Consider the following 19,459-nt stretch of genomic DNA (forward strand, 5'->3'; position numbering starts at 1 on the left):
GCTCGCTTTTTTAGCAGCAAAAAACGAACGTATGTGCTATAATTAGGTTATCCTGCCCGGATTTCTTTTTAAAAATCGAAGAGGAAAAACTCTTTCACGTAAAATCTTCCACTATCTGCGTCCACCACTGACTGAAAAACGAAACATTTTAGCTATTGCTTTTATTTCTTCCGTTGGCTCAGCTATCGGAAAATCATGAAACTATGATACCAATTCATATAGAAAGAGCAACAGAAAAATTAGATAGGAGAGATTTTTGATGATTAAACGAATTGCAACTGTCGCTGTTTATGTAGAAGATCAGCAAAAGGCAAAAGAGTTTTGGACGGAAAAGGCAGGATTTGAAGTTATCGCTGAGCATCCAATAGGTCCGAATGTCTTTTGGTTAGAAGTAGCTCCAAAAGGTGCGCAGACAGCATTAGTCATTTATCCAAAAGCGATGATGAAAGATTGGAATGAGAGAAAGCCGTCTATTGTGTTTGAATGCGACGATGTTTTAGCAGCATACGAAACGATGAAAGCGAAAGGTGTCGAATTTTTAGGAGAACCGCAAAAAATGCAATGGGGTACATTTGTGCAATTTAAAGATATTGACGGAAATGAATTTGTGTTAAAAGGATAAGAACTAATTTTCAAATTTGTTCAAGTACAGCCATTAACAACAATGACCTGCTTCAATGAATGAGGCAAGGTCATTGTTGCTTTTTGTAAAGTACTCTTAATGATTTTGCATCTGTGAAGCGAGCAGCTCTGCAATGTCCTTTTCAAAATCTACAGGTTCTTCATTTGGTTCATATCGGCGAATCACGTTTCCGTTTTGGTCAATAAGGAATTTTGTAAAATTCCATTTGATTTCATCTCCAACTAACCATTCAGGGGCTTTGTCCAAAATCATCAGTTTTAGAATTTTTGCAGTTGGATTTGTTTCGTCAAAACCTCTAAAAGGCGCATTTTTCTTTAAATATTGGAATAATGGATGGGCATTATCGCCGTTGACTTCAACTTTTGCAAAAATCGGAAATGTCACACCGTAATTGAGCTGGCAAAAGGCAACGGCATCTTCATTGCTTCCAGGTTCTTGTTCGCCAAACTGGTTGCATGGGAAACCGAGAATTTCAAAATGATGATCACGATATTTTTCATACAGCTTTTGTAAGTCTTGAAATTGCGGAGTAAAGTGGCACTTGCTGGCGGTATTGACAATCAAAAGTACTTTTCCTTTGTAATCAGATAATGAGATGGTTTGACCGTTAGCCTTTTTTACTTCAAAATGATAGATGGACATATACTCATCCCCTTTATTTATATTTTCTACTAATTTATATTAATTATTATTTAATATGATTGAATTGTAAAATGATTTGCTTTAAAGTTTTCTTAAATTTTAATGAAGAATAAGAAAACGGGAGCGACTATACTTGACTTTTGTTTTTGTTGTAACTATAATAGTTACACGGAGGTTAATATATGAAGATCAGTAGCCGTTTCACAGTAGCCGTACACATTTTATCTTTGTTAGCATTTGAACCCAATGCACATTGCACTTCAGAATGGATTGCAGGGAGTGTTAACACAAACCCGGTAGTCGTTCGCAGAATTATCGGGAAATTAAAAAAAGCTGGTTTAGTCGATGTGCGTCCCGGAGCAGGAGGGGCCTATCTTTTGAAAGAGACAAAGGACATTACATTGCTTGATATATATCGGGCAGTGGAAGTAGTGGAAGAAGGGGAACTGTTCCAATTTCATGAGCAGCCTAACCCAAATTGTCCGGTAGGGGCGAATATTCAAGCTGTTCTTGAAATTATTTTGCTCCGCGCACAAGCGGCAATGGAAAAAATATTAGAAGAAATCAGTCTAGAAGAATTAGTCCATCATTTAGCGAAACAGATTAAACAAGGAAAACAGTAACTTAATTTTTTTTTAATATTGTTGTAACAAATTTAGTTACAACTAAGTACTACTGAAGGAAACCTCCATTTTTTGAAATAATAAATAATATAGAAAGGGATTAGTGGTTATTAAGTAGAAAATCTGCGCTTTAGCCGCATGATGTTTACGATGGTGTATTAAAATCAAATTTGATAAAAAGGTGGGAGTAGCAATGAGTAAAACCATTCATCCGGATGCCGCGATTGGACACGTTCATTTAATCGTGTCTAATCTTGAGCGTTCTACTCAATTTTATCGCGAAATAATTGGGTTTCAAATCTTAGCGACAGAAGAAAACACCGTCACGCTTACCGCTGATGGAGCGACACCTTTATTAGTGCTTGAGGAGAGAAAGGATGCGGTAGGAAAACCAAGAGGAACAACAGGATTATATCATTTTGCCATTTTAGTTCCGGACCGTGCAAGCCTGGCGCGTTCTCTTCTTCATTTGCTGCAAAAAGGCTATCCACTGCAAGGGGCATCTGACCATCAATTTAGTGAAGCAGTTTATCTTGCTGATCCGGACGGTAACGGAATTGAAATTTATGCCGACAGACCAAAAGAAATGTGGGAGAAAACAGAGAACGGTGAGTACAAAGGAGTTACCGAGCCGCTGGATGTAAACGGATTGCTTGCTGAAGCAAGTGATACTCCTTGGACAGGTCTTCCAAGTGGAACGCGAATCGGTCATATTCACTTGCATGTTGCTCATATTCATGAAGCAGAAACATTTTATAAGGATGGCTTAGGGTTTGAAATAATGATTAGAATGGGAAATCACGCGTTGTTCGTTTCGGCAGGCGGTTATCATCACCATATCGGACTGAATACATGGGCTGGAGTCGGTGCACCGCAGCCACCGGAGAATGCAGTCGGATTGCATTTATTTTCCATTATATTACCGAATGAGGATGAACTGAAAAAGATGGTTGAACAGCTAAAAAACATCGGAGTAACAGCTGAGTTTGCAGAGAAAACGGTACTTGTTAAAGATCCATCAGGTAATCAAATTCAACTGAAAGTGAAATAACATCATTTATTTTTTTAAATAATTATCTTTATTTAGAGATTTATTAAATAAAAATAATTTTAAGGAGGTTGTTTTTAGTGGTAAATAAACAAGATTTTGGAGGGCTCATTTTACGAATAACGTTAGGGATTATCTTTTTTGTGCATGGCATTGTAAAGTTTCAAAGCGGTATTGACAATATCGCAGGGTGGTTCAGCAGCATCGGGTTACCGGGGGTTATGGCATACGGAGTAGCTTTGCTTGAAGTCGTTGGCGGAATTGCTTTGATCATCGGACTAGGAACAAAACTCTTTTCTGTATTGTTTGCTTTGTTAATGGTCGGCGCGATTGTGAAAGTCAAGCTTGCCGCAGGATTTTTAGGCAATGGACAAATGGCAGGCTGGGAGTTCGACCTTGCGCTACTAGCGATGTCCATTTATCTTGCGCTGAGCGAACAACAGCCGCTTTCTGTGGACCGATGGATAAAAGCTAGAGCAGTCATTGATACAAATAAAAGCGCTTAATGGATACAAAAAAACACGTTAGATCCAGGGGATTTAACGTGTTTTTATTATTTTCATATGGCGCACAAGTTCTTCTGGCTTTTTGGAGCCAATAAGCAATTGTTTTCCGTTTTTGAGTTCAATGAGAACTCCCTTATTTCCCTTCATATTGTAAACCCATCCTTTTTTCGGATTCCAGCGGATGCCCCATCCTCCGTAGGATAGAGGATTGTATGTGCACGCTTCCGCCTGTTTTATGTCTTTATAAGGGAGAAAGCGGGAAACGAAAGGAGAAAAACGGACGTAGATACCATCTTCCCGAATTTCTGTAGTCAATTTTATCGACAGGAAGAAGGTTGGAAACAAAATTCCAAATACGACTAACAGAACCCACATTTCTGTATCACTGGCAGGATTCGCTCCAAAAGGGATATCGAATACGATTTGTTGAATTAATCCGTACCAAATCAATCCCGTAACGAGAATAACAGGCACAATAAAATACCATGGTGCCTTTTGTACTTCACGAATGTATACTTTCATAAACATCTCTCCCTTTTATTATTATATACGAATTTGGGAGTTTTTAGGTTTCTGATGTTTCGGCTCAAATTTGTCAGTTACAGAGAACATTTACTCAATAAACCACTTTCGTCTATATAAGTTCAGATTGAAAAAACGATACAAATAAGAGGATTAGGTTCGGACAAAAGAGAAGTTGAGACGTTTTATATACGTCGGAAAATCAATCTGCATTTATATACAATTCCGTTTAGAGGAGGAGACTTCTCGGAAAAAATGTTAAGCCATATTAACAAACGAATATTTATAAGTTTAATATTTTAATTGACAATGATAATCTTTATCAAATAAAAATTTAATTGATAATGATTATCGTTTTTGAAAGGAGGAACCGGGATGGCCAAATTAATGATGGTTTATACGAGTATGACTGGAAATACGGAAGAAATTGCAAACGCGATTGCCGAAGGAATTCAAGAAGAGGGAATCGATTTAGAAGTAAAGGAAGTTTTAGATGCTGATGCTAAAGAATTAGAAGAATATGATGGTATCCTTCTAGGTGCATATACATGGGGAGATGGAGAGCTGCCAGACGATTTCCTTGATTTTTATGATGATATGGATGAGTTGGATTTATCCGGAAAAAAAGCAGCTGTATTTGGTTCGTGCGACTCAAACTATGAGAAATATGGAGCAGCTGTTGATATTCTTATAGACAAACTAAAAGAGCTCGGTGCTGATGTTATTTTAGAGGGGCTGAAAATTGAATTAGCGCCAACAAATGAAGAAAGGGAAAAATGTAAAAATTTTGGGAAGCAATTTGTCCAAGGGGTGCTCGAGACAAAGAAATGTTAATGGATGGGGACAAGATATGTCTATGAAAGGGAGCTATATTTCCATTAAGACACTTACGGATGAGCATTTAGAAAAGTTTATGAATTGTTCATTTTTTATTATCAGGATGTATTAAAGACAATAAAACGGCAATACGATTGGGTTCAAATTACTCAGTATGTTGTAAGTCAAATAGTTAAGCAATTTTTTGCCGCACATCCTAAAGTGCGCTCTCCTCGTACATTGTTGCATCTGATTGAGCGAAAATGGAGGAAGGTAGGGATTCATTTTTTTGAATCTAAATGGCATTATGTATGAAGTGACGGCTAAAATGACTGATCACCTACTTAAAATGCTAATGGATAACAAAGATCTTCAACATCCTTTGTTTTTATATGAAAAGTTCCATGTATTCAATGAACAAATAGGCATTCATTTATCTATGGTATTAGACGTCGGTGAGTGGACCAATCAATCGTACATTTTACGGAAATTTTTCGTGTCTGACCAAATGGAGGCAGTTGAGGCTTTAAAACATATGTCCATCGTTGTGTCGCGGACGGCATTTCAAAAGCTTCCCGAAAAAATAGAGTTTTATTGTGTATTATCTGGAAAGGTATATGAGTATTTTCCTACAGAAAACGATTATAAAGATTCTGTAAATTATTTGTTATTAGTAAAAGAAGCGATGAAAGAGCCGAGTAATTATGTAAAAAGCTCGGCGGACAGGAGATGTGCGAGCTGTCCCCTTTTCTGTGTGGATTGCCCAAATGTTGGTGAACGGGAATTTACTGTTTATAGAAAATTAAACTAAGGGATTCATAATAGCAGGACCGTCTTGAGGAGTTATTTCGACAGTCTTTTTTATCCTGTTCTAATTGTCCGTAAGGCTCCTGCTTCTACAGGTGGGAGTTTTACGGATGCTAGAAGTGCGATAAGTTCAACTAACATCAGTGGGGGATGAAGTTATACTTTATTGCTAAGTACAATATGGATGTAATGGACAATGTGGGTTTTACAACTAGCATCATTTTTAGAGAAGGCGATTGATTAGGAAAGTTGATTGATTATGGGGTGTGTGCTAAAATTAACATAGATCATAATATCGGCAAGTTTTCTAGGGTTCCGTGGTTGTTTTAAGCAACCAGTCTGTGACCGAGAGAAAACGCACAGAATGAACTGTGTACACGGAGGGACAAAAGCCCGGGAGGAATGTCTTTATGGATATTTCTTTCGCGGCTTTTTTATTTTGATTGAAAGGAGCGCACTGATATGGCATGGGTTTATTTAATTATAGCGGGTATTTTTGAGATCGTGTGGGCGATTGCATTAAAATATACACTAGGATTTACACGGCTTGTTCCGTCTGTCATTACGATTGTGGGCATGATTATTAGTTTTTATTTTTTATCGCTGGCAACAAAAGTGCTGCCGATTGGAACAGCGTATGCCGTATGGACAGGAATTGGCGCTGCCGGAGCCGTTATTATTGGCATGGTATTTCTAAATGAACCTGTGAGCGCTTGGAGGATGATCTTTTTGCTGTTTATTTTGGTCGGGCTTATTGGGTTGAAGTTGACGTCGGGGCATTGAGAAAGCAAACGCTGATGTATAACTGTTTTTATGACATAACGGACTCCAACTGTTGCGCTATATTTTCACTTGTTTTTTCTGCTTTATTTTGTAACAGCCTTTTCTATCTGTTGAGCACAGGCTGCATCCGGCATTTCCTTTTTTGTGCAGCTTCACGCTCATTTCATTAAACATGCTTACCAAGTTTGATTTTTCCTGTTCGCTAAGTAAAAATTCCACCCCATATTGATATTGCTGTTGTGCCAAATCATGTCTTCTCTTAATCATTCCGGGTAATATAAGTTCTTTATGGCATACAGTCATTGTGAACTCAAACGTAACATCTGCACGCACCGGGATGTTTAAATTTGTTTCGAACAAAAGACCACCTGCGCTAATATTTTTAACACATACTAACGTTTTGCTTGTTTCAACGTTTTTTGTACCAATCTTTATAATCCGCATTTCTGTACATAAAGGTATACTAAAATCATGCCGAAAATATTGCCGTCTGTTTTGTATTTCTTTCATTTTGTCTTATGTCCTCCTCGTGTACATTAAGATTATGCCGGCCTATGGCTTGTTGTTTTAACGCATTAAATAACAAGAGAATATTAACAATCATACTAAAACAGCAGTGTATGCTCCGTGAGATATCAAGAGATAAGAATGATATGTGCATCGTGCCTTAATATTCTCTTTTCTATGAGGAAAAACAAGGTGTTTTTAGGGGATATGATGCTGATGCAGATATGGGTTCATGGAAGGAGTGATTCAGCAAATCTAGAGCCTCAATTTATATTCCTGTAAATATTCTAAATATTGTAAAAGTAAGTCCGCAATATGAACTTTTTCCTATTTTTCCATAAAAATAATTGACTTCTAGCCGAAAAAAATATATTATTAAAACGTAAAAGTGAATCGCCTATAAAGGGGAGTAGCTTTAACAGCAAAGTCGTCAGTTCAGGGATAAAACCCTCGGCTTTGTTGGCAACGGTGACGTTGTTAGCGAGACCTTTACCAGTGTGGGTAAAGGTTTTTTATATTTTAATGACCTTTGCCTACACGGTAAAGGTCATTTTCATTTAGGAAACAAAAAGGGAAGGTGAGGAAAGGACGTCGCGGTTATCGATTTCCTTAAACCGTTCTAGATGCATTGGGACTATATATCTAAATGAAGAGGAGGGAGCATTTTTATGAGAAAACTGTTTAAAAGAGTGCGCTTTATTTTAAAAATACGGCGGTTTATCCCTTTCCTTGCTGAGTTTTTCTTTTCAAAAGAAGTTTCCAATGTCAAGAAGTGGCTTTCTGTTTTATTTGTGGCTTTATATATGTTATTGCCATTAGATATCATTCCGGATTTCCTTGGATTTTTTGGCATTGTTGATGATGTTACGGTTTTTATGATGATTTTACAGCAAATTATCAAGATGGCACCTGAAAACTTAAAAAATAAATATGGCGTTTAATGGGTATGCTCATATGAGACCTTTTTTGACAAAAACACGTATTAAATAAATTTTGAAATAAATACTGAATAAAAAAATGAGGGAGGTTTTTCTAGTGGAATTATTTTCAGCTGAATTTTTCTCCGCACTTATCTCAATCATTATTATTGACCTTGTTTTAGCAGGAGACAATGCGATTGTCATTGGATTGGCGGCAAGAAATCTGCCGAAGCACCAGCAAAAGCAGACCATTATCTGGGGAACGGTCGGAGCGATTGTTATTCGCGCCTTAGCAACATTAGCGGTTGTTTGGCTGCTGAAAATTCCAGGATTGCTGCTTGTTGGCGGTGTGCTGCTAGTATGGATTGCTTACAAGCTTCTTGTTGAAGACAAAGGACATGAAGTGGAAGCGGGCAATAGTATGTGGGAAGCGATTCGTACCATTATCATCGCCGATGCTTTAATGGGATTGGATAACGTATTGGCAGTTGCCGGTGCGGCTCATGGAAGCTTTTTACTTGTTATTTTAGGATTGCTTATTTCTATCCCGATTGTTGTTTGGGGAAGTACGCTAATTTTGAAGTGGATCGAGCGTTTCCCAATCATCGTGACGATTGGTGCCGGGATTCTTGCTTGGACCGCATCGAAAATGATTGTTGGTGAACCATTTTTGAAAGAATATTTTGCTAATCCGTTTGTAAAATATGGATTTGAACTTCTTGTCGTTGCTGGTGTGCTTATCGTTGGGAAGATGAAAAAAGCGAAAGAACATAAAAAGGGGAATCTAAAAGAGGTATAAATAAGATGAGAAGATGACCCATAGGTGTCTGACCTCGCGCATTATCCATAATATATAGTGTTGTTCTTTAGAGTTATACACTATATATTTCATTGCGGGGCCTGACACTTTAGGGCCATCCTCTTTTTTACAATTCGTCAAATCCATTATCAATATGATTCACTTTCGTATATTGCCGTGATTTTTGTTCAAAGAAATCCGATTTTCCAAGGTCGACTTCTTCATACGCTTTAATCCAGCGAAGCGGGTTAGTGCGGTAACCGGCAAATGGACGTTCAAAACCTAGCTGATTGCAGCGGACATTAGTGTAAAATTTAATATAGTCGCTAAGGTCCTGAAGCGGAATACCTTCAATTTTATTGCCGATAATATAACCTGCCCATTCGATTTCCAGTTCTGCGGCTTTTATGAACGTTTGCTGGACAAATGAAGCGAATTCCGGCGTGTTATATTCTGGATACTCAAGCAATACTTCTTTAAAAATCTTTACAAATAAATCAACGTGTATTTGTTCATCACGGTTAATGTAATTAATCATGGTGCTTGTCGCGACCATTTTTTGATTGCGCGCTAAGTTGTAGAAGAAGGCGAAACCGGAATAGAAAAATAATCCTTCTAAAATGACATCATAGACAATGGACTTCAATAAATTTTTGACATTTGGCTGTTCTGCAAATTCTTTATATCCATTGGTGACAAAGTCATTTCTTTTGCGCAAAATCGGTTCGTTTCGCCAAAATTCAAACACTTCATCCTGCTTGCTTTTCGGTACAAGGCTTGATAGGACATAGGAGTATGAATGATTATGAATCACTTCCTGCTGCGCCAACAAAATCATTAATGCATTAATGCTGGAATCGGTAATATAATCGGCGACTCTGCCTGCATAATCGGTTTGAATGCTGTCAAGCAAAGCAAGGAGGCCGATGATTTTTAAAAACGCGTCCTTTTCGTCATCGGTTAATAGCGGAAATTGTTTAATATCTTGAGACATATTAATTTCAAACGGCGTCCAAAAGTTGGCGAGCATTCGTTTATATTTGGCAAATGCCCACGGATAAGCGATATCATTCCAGTTTAACACATTCGAACTTTTTCCATTGATAATCCTTGTTGAACGGTTTGGTGCTTCCGGATCCATAATGACTCTTTTTGCTAATAGATGTGACAAAATAGATTCCCTCCCAATCTTATTAGCTCGCGCATGATTCGCATTCGTCAATCATACTTGAAGTGGAACGGACATAATACGTTGTTTTGAATCCCAGTTTCCAGGCGGTGAGATGAATGTTCAGCAAATCTTTCGCTTTAATCGTGTTCATGACGTAGATGTTAAAAGAAATCGACTGGTCAACATGACGCTGTCGGGCGGCGTTTTGTTTGACGCTCCATAGCTGATCAATATGGTATGCCGATTTGTAATACCATGTCGTTTCAGCGTTTAAATCCGGTACAGTAACTGGAATTTTATAATCTTTCTTTTCTTCGGCATACACTTTTAAGAATATCGGGTCGATGCTGGCGGTGCTCCCGGCAATAATCGATGTCGATGCATTCGGTGCGACAGCCATAAGATAACCGTTGCGAATGCCGTATGTTTTGACTTGTTCTTTTAGAATATTCCAATCTAAATTACTTTCGGAATTTTTATACCCCCGTTTCTCAAAGTAAGCGCCTGTATGCCAGTCTGAACCTGTAAAGGAGGGATAGCTGCCTTTTTCTTTTGCCAGTTCCATGCTTGCTTGAATCGTTAAATACGCGATTTTCTCGTAGAGCTTGTCCGCGTACTCGACCGCTTCCTCAGACTCCCATCGAATCCCTTTAAGGGCAAGCAAATGATGCCAGCCAAATGTTCCAAGTCCAACGGCGCGGTATTTTTGATTCGTCAGCTGTGCCTGCAAAACAGGAATTTGGTTTAAGTCAATGACGTTATCGAGCATGCGCACTTGAATCGGGATTAAACGTTCAAGCACGTTGTCTGTCACTGCCCGCGCCAGATTAATAGAAGATAAGTTGCAGACAACAAAATCGCCAGGTGTTTTGACTGTAATAATTTTGCCGTCTTTTGTGTATTGCTGTTCCATTGTTGTCGGACTTTGATTTTGCGCAATTTCTGTACAAAGGTTGCTGCAATAAATCATACCTTGGTGAGAATTAGGATTTTTCCGGTTCACTTCATCGCGATAAAACATAAACGGACTTCCTGATTCTAGTTGGCTTCGCATAATCCCTTTCATAATTTCAATGGCTGGTACTTTTTCTTTTGATAAGTTGGGTTCGTTAACACACTGCCAATATTTTTCGCGAAAACTGCCGCTGCCGCGTTCTTCATCGTAAAAATCCTCCAGGCTGAAGCCCATCACTTTACGCACTTCATGCGGATCAAAAAGATACCAGTCACCGCGTTTTTCGACTTGTTCCATAAACAAGTCAGGAATGCAGACGCCGGTAAATAAATCATGCGTTCTTATCCGCTCATCGCCATTATTTAATTTCGCATCCAAAAAGGCAAAAATATCTTTATGCCATACATCTAAATAAACGCATATCGCTCCTTTCCGCTGTCCTAGCTGATCGACACTGACTGCCGTATTGTTTAGCTGCTTCATCCATGGAATGACACCAGAGGAAACGCCTTTAAAACCGCGAATGTCGCTGCCGCGGCTGCGGATTTTGCCAAGATATACGCCGATTCCGCCGCCTGATTTTGAAAGATTAGCAATATCTGTATTGCTGTCGTAAATGCTTTGTAGACTATCATCTACTGTATCTACGAAACAACTTGATAATTGACCATAGCTTTTTCCTGCGTTTGCCAAAGTAGGGGTTGCAACGGTCATATATAAATTGCTTAACGCCCAATAAGCTTCTTTCACTAAAGTAAAACGGAGATGTTTTTGTTCTTTTGCCATTAAGGTCATGGCAATGATTAAAAATCGTTCTTGTGGAAGTTCATATAAATTCCGATCGTAATCACGGGCTAGGTAGCGGTCAGCAAGGGTGCGGAGACCGATGTAAGTAAACAGCTTATCTTTTTCCGGGTCAATCAATTTTCCTAGTTCTATAATTTCTTCTTTTGTGTAGTCTTCTAAAATGGTAGAGCTGTAAACTCCCTTAGCGACAAGAGTTTTGATTAAATGATAGAAATCGCCGTACTGTTCTTCTTGGTGATAGCCGCGATTTTTGGCCGCTTCCTTGTATAATTTTTTTAAATAAATGTGAGCGCACACAAATGTCCAATCTGGTTCATTTTCGTCAATATAAGACAAGCCTTCTAAAATGAATAAGTTAGTGATGTTCTCAGCTGAAAGAGTGTCTCTGCTTTCAATCGCTTGTATGACTCTTTTTAAGTAGCTTTCTTTGTTTAGGTTTGGATAGTTTTCCGTTATTTTTTTTACAAACGAGATGAGCCGTTCACGTGAAAACGGTTCAGTATCTCCTTTTTCATTTATAATCATCGTTGTTTTTGTATGTAAGCTCATTTTCCTAGCCTCCCTGTATAAAATAAAAAATCCACTCATCAGGTTGAGTGGATCAAACGATAGTATAAAAAGGCTGTACTCATGGATAGAACATAACACAAACCCTTTTAAACCATCGTTTCATCTTCTCACCCCCCGAAGAATTTGAAACTTGGCAAGTAAGGCAGGTCTCCTGACTCGTGTTTCCTCCTACTCTGGATCCTTCCCATATATGCGCCGATAAAGCGGATCATATACAGTGGAATTTTCCATTTCGTCCACACATACAGTTGCGGGGACAGTTCTGGATTCGCACCAGATTCCCTATTAAGTCCGTTCGGACACCTTTACTTGCGGTTTTAACAACACTATATTTTGTTTTTGTTTTTGCAAAAAACACAATATATTGTGTTTTGATAAGTTAGGATAATCATATAATACTTTAATAGAAAATTCAACCATGTTTTTTGCGTGAGATAGAAAAAGAGGGAAGAAGGAAAATAGAAAGAGCAGCTGAACCAAAAAGAACACAATATATAGGACATAACAGTAAGATAAATTGTATATTATTGTAAAATGTATGTGAGATCGGACAATTTATGGCTTATCCACCTTTTCGCTGTTACTCAGAAACAGTTTTCGCCAATCATTTATGATTCATTACTGACAGCATTGGCAGTTAAATAAGATAGAGTAAAACGCCGAAAATTATTAATTCTATGGCATTCATAGTTATGTTTAGGATTATTTGACAAATAACCATGATATGTAAATAAACGATAAGTGAAAAATTTGACATGTTAGTCTGTAATTTTAGCATGTTAGTTTACGATTTTGTCATCTTAGATCGTTGTTTATTTAATTATTCAGAATTATTAGTATAATTCCTATAAGAGATGTATAAAGGAGGAACAAAAGACGTGAAAGCCATTAAATCAATTTTGCTTTGGGGAGCGATTTCTGTCCTTGGAGCAGTTGGATTTGCAGTACTAGCTTTGAATCGCGGTGAAAGCGTTAACGCAATTTGGCTAATTGTTGCCGCAGTTTGTGTGTATGCCATTGCTTATCGCTTTTACAGCAAGTTTATTGCGAATAAAGTTTTTCAGTTAGACGACAACCGAAAAACGCCGGCTGAAATTTTTAATGACGGAAAAGATTACGTTCCAACAAATAAATGGGTATTGTTTGGTCATCACTTTGCCGCCATTGCCGGTGCAGGTCCGCTTGTCGGTCCAATATTAGCGTCGCAGATGGGATATTTACCGGGCACGCTTTGGATTGTTGTCGGAGTTGTGTTGGCAGGAGCGGTGCAAGATTTTATCATCTTATTTGCTTCCATGCGCCGCAATGGAAAATCGCTCGGTGAAATGATTAAAGAAGAAATTGGTCCTGTGACAGGCTTTATTGCAATGCTTGGGATTTTAGGAATTATGATCATTTTATTAGCTGTATTAGCTCTAGTTGTTGTGAAAGCGCTTATAGGAAGCCCATGGGGAATGTTTACAATCGCGGCGACGATTCCGATCGCAATTTTCATGGGAATATACATGCGCTATATGCGTCCGGGACGGGTTGGAGAAGCCTCGATAATCGGTTTTGTATTGCTAATAGCTTCCATTGTTGCAGGTCAATATGTTGCGGAAAATGAAACATTGGCGAAAATGTTCACATTTAAAGGCGAAACAATTGCTCTTTTAATGATTGCATATGGATTTGTTGCTTCTGCATTACCGGTATGGCTATTGCTCGCTCCACGTGATTATTTAAGTACATTTTTGAAAATTGGTACAATTGTTGGGTTGGCGTTTGGCATTCTTATTGTTGCACCTGATTTACAAATGCCGGCTATTACGAAATTCGTTGATGGCACTGGACCAGTATTTTCCGGTAATTTATTCCCATTCCTATTTATTACTATTGCCTGCGGAGCCGTTTCCGGATTCCATTCTCTAGTTTCTTCAGGAACGACGCCAAAAATGATTGAGCGCGAAAGCCATGCCCGTCCAATTGGCTATGGTGCGATGTTAATGGAGTCATTTGTAGCGGTAATGGCGTTAATCGCTGCCTGCGTTTTAACGCCAGGAATATACTTTGCGATTAACAGTCCAGCAGCGGCAATCGGGCAAGATGTTGTGCAAGCAGCGCAGACCGTTTCATCTTGGGGATTTACGGTCACTCCTGATGATTTGAAAGAATTGGCAGATAATGTCGGCGAAGAAACGGTTTTGTCGCGTACAGGAGGAGCGCCGACGTTAGCGATTGGAATGGCCGTTATTTTATCGGATGTCATTGGTGGAAAAGCGTTAATGGCATTTTGGTATCATTTTGCGATTTTATTCGAAGCGTTGTTTATTTTAACAACGATTGATGCAGGTACACGTGTCGGCCGTTTCATTATTCAAGATCTTCTAGGTCATTTCTATAAGCCATTTGCGAAAACCGAATCATTGCCGGCCAATATTATTGCAACAACGTTGTGTGTACTTTCCTGGGGATATTTCCTATATCAAGGGGTTATTGACCCGCTTGGAGGAATTAACACGTTATGGCCGCTCTTCGGTATCGCAAATCAAATGCTTGCCGCGATTGCTTTATTGTTAGGAACAACGATTTTATTTAAAATGGGCAAAAAAGCATATGTATGGGTGACGCTAGTTCCGACAACTTGGATTTTAGTCGTAACGATGACAGCAGGGTTCCAAAAGCTATTCCATGACAATCCAAAAATCGGATTCTTAGCGCATGCAAAAGCATTTAAAGATGCGTTAAATGAAGGAAAGATTTTGACTCCAGCAGCCAACGAAGCACAAATGCGTCAAATTATTATGAACGACTATATTGATGCAGCACTTTGTGCGATTTTCATGCTTGTTGTTATAGCGATGCTTATTTCTTCTATCAACATGTGGATAAAGGTATTGAAAAATGGCGATGTACAATTAAAAGAAGCACCGTATATTCCACGCGATAAAGGAGATGGAGTGCAGCATTATGCGTAATCTCTTATCAGCGATTAAAAAGCACTACAAACAATTTATTGATTTGCTTGTCGGTGTGCCGAATTATGAAAAATATGTAGAGCATATGAAAACCCATCATCCAGGGGAGCCAATCAAGTCGCGGAAGCAATTTTTCTGTGAAGCGCAAGAGGCAAGATATAACGGAAAAGGCGGGAAAGTGTCCCGTTGCTGCTAAATGAATGAAAAAGGGGGACATCTAAAATCCCCCTTTTTTCTCTTTACATCAATGTGACTGGGATTTTTGGAGTTTTTTATATTGTTATTTGCATTCATTTCGTTAGCCATTCCTTGTTCGGTATGGCGCTTTGCAATCCAGTTTTTGTGACATTTGTCATGTGTCTGTTTTTATTAATATGTGCATTTTGTAAAGCAATTAAACAAAACATACGAGGGGGGATAAATAATGAAAGTATTAGTAGTTGGAGCAGGAGCTGTCGGCGGTTATTTCGGAGGACGGTTGCTTGAAAAAGGTGTTGACGTAACGTTTCTTGTCCGCAAAAGACGGAAGCAGCAACTCGAGGAGCGGGGATTAGTCATTAAAAGCATTCATGGCGATGTCGTTTTATCGCCAAAAACATTGCAGACAGGTGAAAAAGCGGACGATTTTGATGTTGTCATCTTTTCGAATAAAGCCTATCATTTACCGGAAGCGATTCGTGATGTAAAGCCATATGTCGGCGAGAAGACGCTCATTTTACCGTTATTAAATGGGATGGCGCATATGGAGCTGCTTTGGCGAGAGTTTGGACGGGACAACGTATTAGGAGGCCTCTGTTTTATCGAAACGACGTTAGATGCCCAAGGAACGATTATCCAATCAAGCCCATCCCATGACGTAAAATTCGGTGAATGGTCGGGAGAAATAACGGAACGGGTAAAAGCGCTCGAACAGTTGTTTTCTAATTGCAATGCCCGCTTTCGTTTAAGTGAGCGCATTGTAACAGATATGTGGCATAAATATTTATTTATTGCAACGATGTCCGGGGTAACGACATTATTCCGTGCTCCTATTGGTCCGATCCGTAACGGGGAGTATGGTCAAGAAATTCTTTTATCGCTGTTAAAAGAAATTGCTAGTGTTATGCGGGCACATGGGGCGCCGATTGACGAACAAATTGAAGCAAAGCAGCTGGCGCAAATGAACGAGATGATGCCGGAAATGAAATCTTCGATGCAGCGCGATATGGAAAAAGGGTATATGGTGGAAGCGGATCACTTGCAAGGGTATTTATTGAAACTAGCAAAGCAATATCAGATTGATACACCGCTTTTAAAAGCTGTTTATCATCATTTAAAAATTTATGAGCTGGGGAATCGTTATGATTCCAAACAAGCTACATAAAGGTGATGAAATTCGAGTTATTGTTTCATCAACCAACATGAGCATTCTTTATAAGTTAGATTTTATCAAAAAATGATTCGAGTCATTTGCATCTAAACACAAACTTTCTTCTTCGATTAAATCTTGTATTGAAGATTTACATGATTCGAATGTTAAAAGTGATTTTAACAACACTTGATGGAGTTAACATTTTTTCCGAGAAGCCTCCCTCCTCAAAGCGAAGTGTAGGGGGAAGAGGTTCAATTACAATCAAGTTATTAATACCCACTAGAAAAATGGCTGTCTCAAAAAAGGGTCATATCCAATCATAATATATAGGACATAACATTGGGTAAGAACACTATATATGATGGATTACTTGTGAGGTCAGCCCCTTATGAGACAGCCTCTTCTTTTGTTTTTATGAAGTTTTTAGCGAAAAGTAATAAAAATGTTTTTGAAATGTCAACTTTCTCTTTAAACTTAGTACACAGTATATTACCATAATAATTGTGTATCGTTTATTATAGGAAAATGGTTTTGAAAGCGATTTGAATGAAAGAGGAGGATATTGCTTTGAGTAAAGCCTGGTGGAAAGAAGCTGTTGCTTATCAAATTTATCCGAGGAGCTTTATGGATTCCAACGGCGATGGAATTGGTGATTTGCGAGGAATTATGCAAAAGCTTGATTATTTAAAGAACCTTGGAATCGATGTCATATGGATTTGCCCGATTTATAAATCGCCAAATGCCGATAATGGCTATGATATTAGCGATTATCAGGCAATTATGGAAGAGTTCGGAACGATGGAAGATTTTGAATTGCTGCTTGAAGAAATTCATAAACGCGGCATGAAAGTCATTCTTGACCTTGTAATTAACCATACAAGCGATGAACATCCATGGTTTATTGAATCGCGTTCATCAAGAGATAATCCGAAACGTGACTGGTATATTTGGCGCGATGGCAAGGACGGAAAAGAGCCAAATAACTGGGAAAGCATTTTCGGTGGTTCAGCCTGGGAATATGATGAAAAGACAGACCAATATTATTTGCATGTGTTCGCAACGAAACAACCTGATTTAAACTGGGAAAATGAAGAAGTTCGCCGCGCGCTGTACGACATGATTAATTGGTGGTTAGATAAAGGAATCGATGGATTCCGCGTCGATGCGATTTCACATATTAAGAAAAAACCAGGACTGCCAGATTTGCCAAATCCGAAAGGGCTCGACTATGTTCCGTCTTTTGATGGACATATGAACCAAGAAGGGATTATGGATTATTTAAGAGAGCTCAAAATGCAAACGTTTGCGCATTATGACATTATGACAGTCGGTGAAGCGAACGGGGTGAAAGTCGAACAAGCGGAAGAATGGGTCGGCGAAAAAGACGGTATCTTTAATATGATTTTCCAATTTGAGCATTTAGGGCTTTGGGAAAAAGGAACAGATGGCGGAGTCGATGTTCGCCGGCTAAAGCGGACGCTCACAAAATGGCAAAAAGGATTAGAAAACCGCGGCTGGAATGCTCTATTCCTTGAAAACCACGACCAGCCCCGCTCTGTTTCGACATGGGGAAATGACAAAGAATATCTTGTGGAAAGTGCGAAGGCGCTTGGTGCGATGTATTTTCTTATGCAAGGAACCCCATTTATTTATCAAGGACAAGAGATTGGCATGACGAATGTTCGTTTTGAGAGCATTGATGAATACGACGATGTCGCGATGAAAAATTTTTACCGCATTGAAACAGAAAAAGGGCGCTCTCATGAAGAAATTATGGAAATTATTTGGAAAAAAGGGCGCGACAATTCACGCACACCGATGCAATGGTCTGCGGAAGCTAATGCTGGTTTTACGACTGGAACACCGTGGATGGGTGTCAACGAAAACTACAAAGAAATTAATGTGGAAAAACAATTAAAAGATCCTAACTCTGTTCTAAACTTCTATAAAAAAATGATTCGCCTTCGCAAGGAAAATGAAGTTTTTATTTATGGAGCATATGATTTAATTTTGGAAAAAGATAAAGCGATTTACGCTTACACAAGAACACTTGGAAACGAAAAAGCGGTGATTATTGTCAATATGACGGACAGACCGGTTCTTTACCGTTATGATGGAATCAAATTGTCCTCTGAACATTTAGTGCTGCAAAACTATGATGTAAAGCCGCACAAAAATGCGACGCGCTTTAAGCTGAAGCCGTATGAGGCGCGGGTGTATTTATTTAAAATTGAAGATGCTGCTCACTAAACCTTTTTTCTATTTATTGTTTGGACTATATTTGTGTTTTTGGCCGTATGAAATTTCATCCCTTCTTTCAATTCTATAATTAAAAATAAATCGCTACCGTTAAAGGATTTTTTGTGTTGTTAATGAATATGTTTAAGGGAGCATACATGAACAAGGGGGAATGAGCATGGATATTCGCTATCCAATCGGCAAGTTTGTTCAACCTGAAATATTTGTTCAGGAAGATTTAAAAAATTGGATTGATGATATCAAGATTTTTCCCAAACAATTACAGGAAGCTGTGGACGGTCTTGACACGGAACAATTAAATACCCCCTACCGCGAAGGAGGATGGACGGTTGCCCAAGTTGTGCATCATCTCGCGGATGCCCATATGAACGCGTTCATTCGCACAAAGCTGGTGATCACAGAAGATCTTCCTACTGTAAAACCTTTTGAAGAGAACGACTGGGCGGAAACGGCTGAGGCCAGTTCTTTTCCTATTGAAGCGTCTCTTAAATTGTTAGAAGGGCTTCATGAGCGCTGGGGAGCTTTGCTTGAATCATTAGAGCCGGAACAGTTTCAGCGCAAGCTTTATCATCCGATACTAAAAACGGCAATGAATTTGTACACATGTGTGGCGATGTATGCTTGGCATGGGAAACATCATGTGGCACATATTAAACATTTGCGAGCACAAAAGGGATGGTAACAAGATAGAGGCTGACCTAAAGCAAAAGTGTCCGCCCCCGCAACCACCATATATTCTGTGGCTGTGCGTGAGGCCAGACACTTATCGGTCA

At 38.9% G+C, this 19,459-nt stretch carries 19 protein-coding genes and 2 riboswitches; of the genes, 14 read left to right on the plus strand and 5 right to left on the minus strand.

The annotated features are described in order from the left end of the window. Positions 1-259: 259 nt before the first annotated feature. Positions 260-622, plus strand: a complete 363-nt coding sequence (locus B0I26_RS08820) for a VOC family protein (protein ID WP_111645081.1) — start codon at positions 260-262, stop codon at positions 620-622. Between the two features lie 96 nt (positions 623-718). Here the strand turns inward: B0I26_RS08820 and B0I26_RS08825 are convergent, their stop codons facing one another. After that, positions 719-1,285, minus strand: a complete 567-nt coding sequence (locus tag B0I26_RS08825) for a glutathione peroxidase (RefSeq protein ID WP_111645082.1) — start codon at positions 1,283-1,285, stop codon at positions 719-721. Positions 1,286-1,467: 182 nt separating this feature from the next. On the opposite strand from B0I26_RS08825, the gene B0I26_RS08830 reads away from it, so the two are divergent. The 3 genes from B0I26_RS08830 (at position 1,468) to B0I26_RS08840 (ending at position 3,462) form a co-directional block, all read left to right on the plus strand. Continuing rightward, the gene (locus tag B0I26_RS08830) at positions 1,468-1,908 is read left to right on the plus strand and encodes an Rrf2 family transcriptional regulator (RefSeq protein ID WP_111645083.1); all 441 of its coding nucleotides are present in this window, start codon (positions 1,468-1,470) and stop codon (positions 1,906-1,908) included. A gap of 193 nt (positions 1,909-2,101) precedes the next feature. Further along, complete coding sequence (locus B0I26_RS08835) at positions 2,102-2,959, plus strand: VOC family protein (protein WP_111645084.1); 858 nt, start codon at positions 2,102-2,104, stop codon at positions 2,957-2,959. A 77-nt stretch (positions 2,960-3,036) separates the two neighbouring features. Beyond that, entirely contained in the window at positions 3,037-3,462 is a 426-nt protein-coding gene (locus B0I26_RS08840; protein ID WP_111645085.1) for a DoxX family protein, read from the plus strand. Between the two features lie 33 nt (positions 3,463-3,495). Here the strand turns inward: B0I26_RS08840 and B0I26_RS08845 are convergent, their stop codons facing one another. Continuing rightward, positions 3,496-3,984 carry a DUF6141 family protein gene (locus B0I26_RS08845; RefSeq protein ID WP_245934748.1) on the minus strand — a complete coding sequence of 163 codons (489 nt, stop codon included), beginning with the start codon at positions 3,982-3,984 and terminating at the stop codon, positions 3,496-3,498. A 375-nt stretch (positions 3,985-4,359) separates the two neighbouring features. On the opposite strand from B0I26_RS08845, the gene B0I26_RS08850 reads away from it, so the two are divergent. From B0I26_RS08850 to B0I26_RS08860, 3 genes are all read left to right on the plus strand, one after another. Beyond that, complete coding sequence (locus B0I26_RS08850) at positions 4,360-4,818, plus strand: flavodoxin (protein ID WP_111645086.1); 459 nt, start codon at positions 4,360-4,362, stop codon at positions 4,816-4,818. Positions 4,819-5,089: 271 nt separating this feature from the next. Then, entirely contained in the window at positions 5,090-5,611 is a 522-nt protein-coding gene (locus B0I26_RS08855) for a hypothetical protein (RefSeq protein ID WP_146612803.1), read from the plus strand. 292 nt (positions 5,612-5,903) lie between these two features. Next, a riboswitch (guanidine-I (ykkC/yxkD leader) is annotated at positions 5,904-6,009 on the plus strand. A gap of 60 nt (positions 6,010-6,069) precedes the next feature. Continuing rightward, positions 6,070-6,390: a DMT family transporter gene (locus B0I26_RS08860; RefSeq protein WP_111645088.1), complete on the plus strand. Its 321-nt coding sequence runs from the start codon at positions 6,070-6,072 to the stop codon at positions 6,388-6,390. Between the two features lie 57 nt (positions 6,391-6,447). Here the strand turns inward: B0I26_RS08860 and B0I26_RS08865 are convergent, their stop codons facing one another. After that, complete coding sequence (locus tag B0I26_RS08865; protein WP_111645089.1) at positions 6,448-6,900, minus strand: PilZ domain-containing protein; 453 nt, start codon at positions 6,898-6,900, stop codon at positions 6,448-6,450. 665 nt (positions 6,901-7,565) lie between these two features. Here B0I26_RS08865 and B0I26_RS08870 point away from each other — a divergent pair. Continuing rightward, positions 7,566-7,838 carry a YkvA family protein gene (locus B0I26_RS08870; RefSeq protein WP_111645090.1) on the plus strand — a complete coding sequence of 91 codons (273 nt, stop codon included), beginning with the start codon at positions 7,566-7,568 and terminating at the stop codon, positions 7,836-7,838. 94 nt (positions 7,839-7,932) lie between these two features. Next, positions 7,933-8,616, plus strand: a complete 684-nt coding sequence (locus tag B0I26_RS08875) for a TerC family protein (RefSeq protein WP_111645091.1) — start codon at positions 7,933-7,935, stop codon at positions 8,614-8,616. Positions 8,617-8,743: 127 nt separating this feature from the next. Here B0I26_RS08875 and B0I26_RS08880 read toward each other — a convergent pair whose 3' ends face one another. After that, on the minus strand, positions 8,744-9,787 hold the full coding sequence (locus tag B0I26_RS08880) for a ribonucleotide-diphosphate reductase subunit beta (protein ID WP_111645092.1): 1,044 nt from the start codon (positions 9,785-9,787) through the stop codon (positions 8,744-8,746). A 22-nt stretch (positions 9,788-9,809) separates the two neighbouring features. Further along, positions 9,810-12,098, minus strand: a complete 2,289-nt coding sequence (locus tag B0I26_RS08885; RefSeq protein ID WP_111645093.1) for a ribonucleoside-diphosphate reductase subunit alpha — start codon at positions 12,096-12,098, stop codon at positions 9,810-9,812. Between the two features lie 145 nt (positions 12,099-12,243). Then, a riboswitch (cobalamin riboswitch) is annotated at positions 12,244-12,442 on the minus strand. 555 nt (positions 12,443-12,997) lie between these two features. Here B0I26_RS08885 and B0I26_RS08890 point away from each other — a divergent pair. The 5 genes from B0I26_RS08890 to B0I26_RS08910 all read left to right on the plus strand — a co-directional run bounded on the left by B0I26_RS08890 (position 12,998) and on the right by B0I26_RS08910 (position 19,368). Next, positions 12,998-15,076 carry a carbon starvation CstA family protein gene (locus B0I26_RS08890; protein WP_111645094.1) on the plus strand — a complete coding sequence of 693 codons (2,079 nt, stop codon included), beginning with the start codon at positions 12,998-13,000 and terminating at the stop codon, positions 15,074-15,076. Further along, complete coding sequence (locus B0I26_RS08895; protein WP_111645095.1) at positions 15,069-15,272, plus strand: YbdD/YjiX family protein; 204 nt, start codon at positions 15,069-15,071, stop codon at positions 15,270-15,272. The genes B0I26_RS08890 and B0I26_RS08895 overlap by 8 nt, the downstream gene beginning before the upstream one ends. Before the next feature lie 228 nt (positions 15,273-15,500). Further along, complete coding sequence (locus B0I26_RS08900) at positions 15,501-16,439, plus strand: ketopantoate reductase family protein (RefSeq protein WP_111645096.1); 939 nt, start codon at positions 15,501-15,503, stop codon at positions 16,437-16,439. Between the two features lie 555 nt (positions 16,440-16,994). Continuing rightward, positions 16,995-18,677, plus strand: a complete 1,683-nt coding sequence (locus tag B0I26_RS08905) for a glycoside hydrolase family 13 protein (RefSeq protein WP_111645097.1) — start codon at positions 16,995-16,997, stop codon at positions 18,675-18,677. 160 nt (positions 18,678-18,837) lie between these two features. Further along, positions 18,838-19,368, plus strand: coding sequence for a YfiT family bacillithiol transferase (locus B0I26_RS08910; RefSeq protein WP_111645098.1), 531 nt, complete (start codon positions 18,838-18,840; stop codon positions 19,366-19,368). Positions 19,369-19,459: the final 91 nt, after the last annotated feature.

The sequence above is a fragment of the Paranoxybacillus vitaminiphilus genome, from assembly GCF_003259935.1.
GTDB classification, from domain to species: Bacteria; Bacillota; Bacilli; order Bacillales; family Anoxybacillaceae; genus Paranoxybacillus; species Paranoxybacillus vitaminiphilus.

Excerpts from the sequence above, each read along its gene's own strand:
- B0I26_RS08830 (WP_111645083.1), top strand. The coding sequence starts at position 1,468 with ATGAAGATCAGTAGCCGTTTCACAGTAGCCGTACACATTTTATCTTTG.
- B0I26_RS08850 (WP_111645086.1), top strand. The coding sequence starts at position 4,360 with ATGGCCAAATTAATGATGGTTTATACGAGTATGACTGGAAATACGGAA.
- B0I26_RS08895 (WP_111645095.1), top strand. The coding sequence starts at position 15,069 with ATGCGTAATCTCTTATCAGCGATTAAAAAGCACTACAAACAATTTATT.
- B0I26_RS08900 (WP_111645096.1), top strand. The coding sequence starts at position 15,501 with ATGAAAGTATTAGTAGTTGGAGCAGGAGCTGTCGGCGGTTATTTCGGA.
- B0I26_RS08885 (WP_111645093.1), bottom strand. The coding sequence starts at position 12,098 with ATGAGCTTACATACAAAAACAACGATGATTATAAATGAAAAAGGAGAT.
- B0I26_RS08910 (WP_111645098.1), top strand. The coding sequence starts at position 18,838 with ATGAGCATGGATATTCGCTATCCAATCGGCAAGTTTGTTCAACCTGAA.
- B0I26_RS08865 (WP_111645089.1), bottom strand. The coding sequence starts at position 6,900 with ATGAAAGAAATACAAAACAGACGGCAATATTTTCGGCATGATTTTAGT.
- B0I26_RS08825 (WP_111645082.1), bottom strand. The coding sequence starts at position 1,285 with ATGTCCATCTATCATTTTGAAGTAAAAAAGGCTAACGGTCAAACCATC.
- B0I26_RS08845 (WP_245934748.1), bottom strand. The coding sequence starts at position 3,984 with ATGAAAGTATACATTCGTGAAGTACAAAAGGCACCATGGTATTTTATT.
- B0I26_RS08860 (WP_111645088.1), top strand. The coding sequence starts at position 6,070 with ATGGCATGGGTTTATTTAATTATAGCGGGTATTTTTGAGATCGTGTGG.
- B0I26_RS08835 (WP_111645084.1), top strand. The coding sequence starts at position 2,102 with ATGAGTAAAACCATTCATCCGGATGCCGCGATTGGACACGTTCATTTA.
- B0I26_RS08870 (WP_111645090.1), top strand. The coding sequence starts at position 7,566 with ATGAGAAAACTGTTTAAAAGAGTGCGCTTTATTTTAAAAATACGGCGG.
- B0I26_RS08820 (WP_111645081.1), top strand. The coding sequence starts at position 260 with ATGATTAAACGAATTGCAACTGTCGCTGTTTATGTAGAAGATCAGCAA.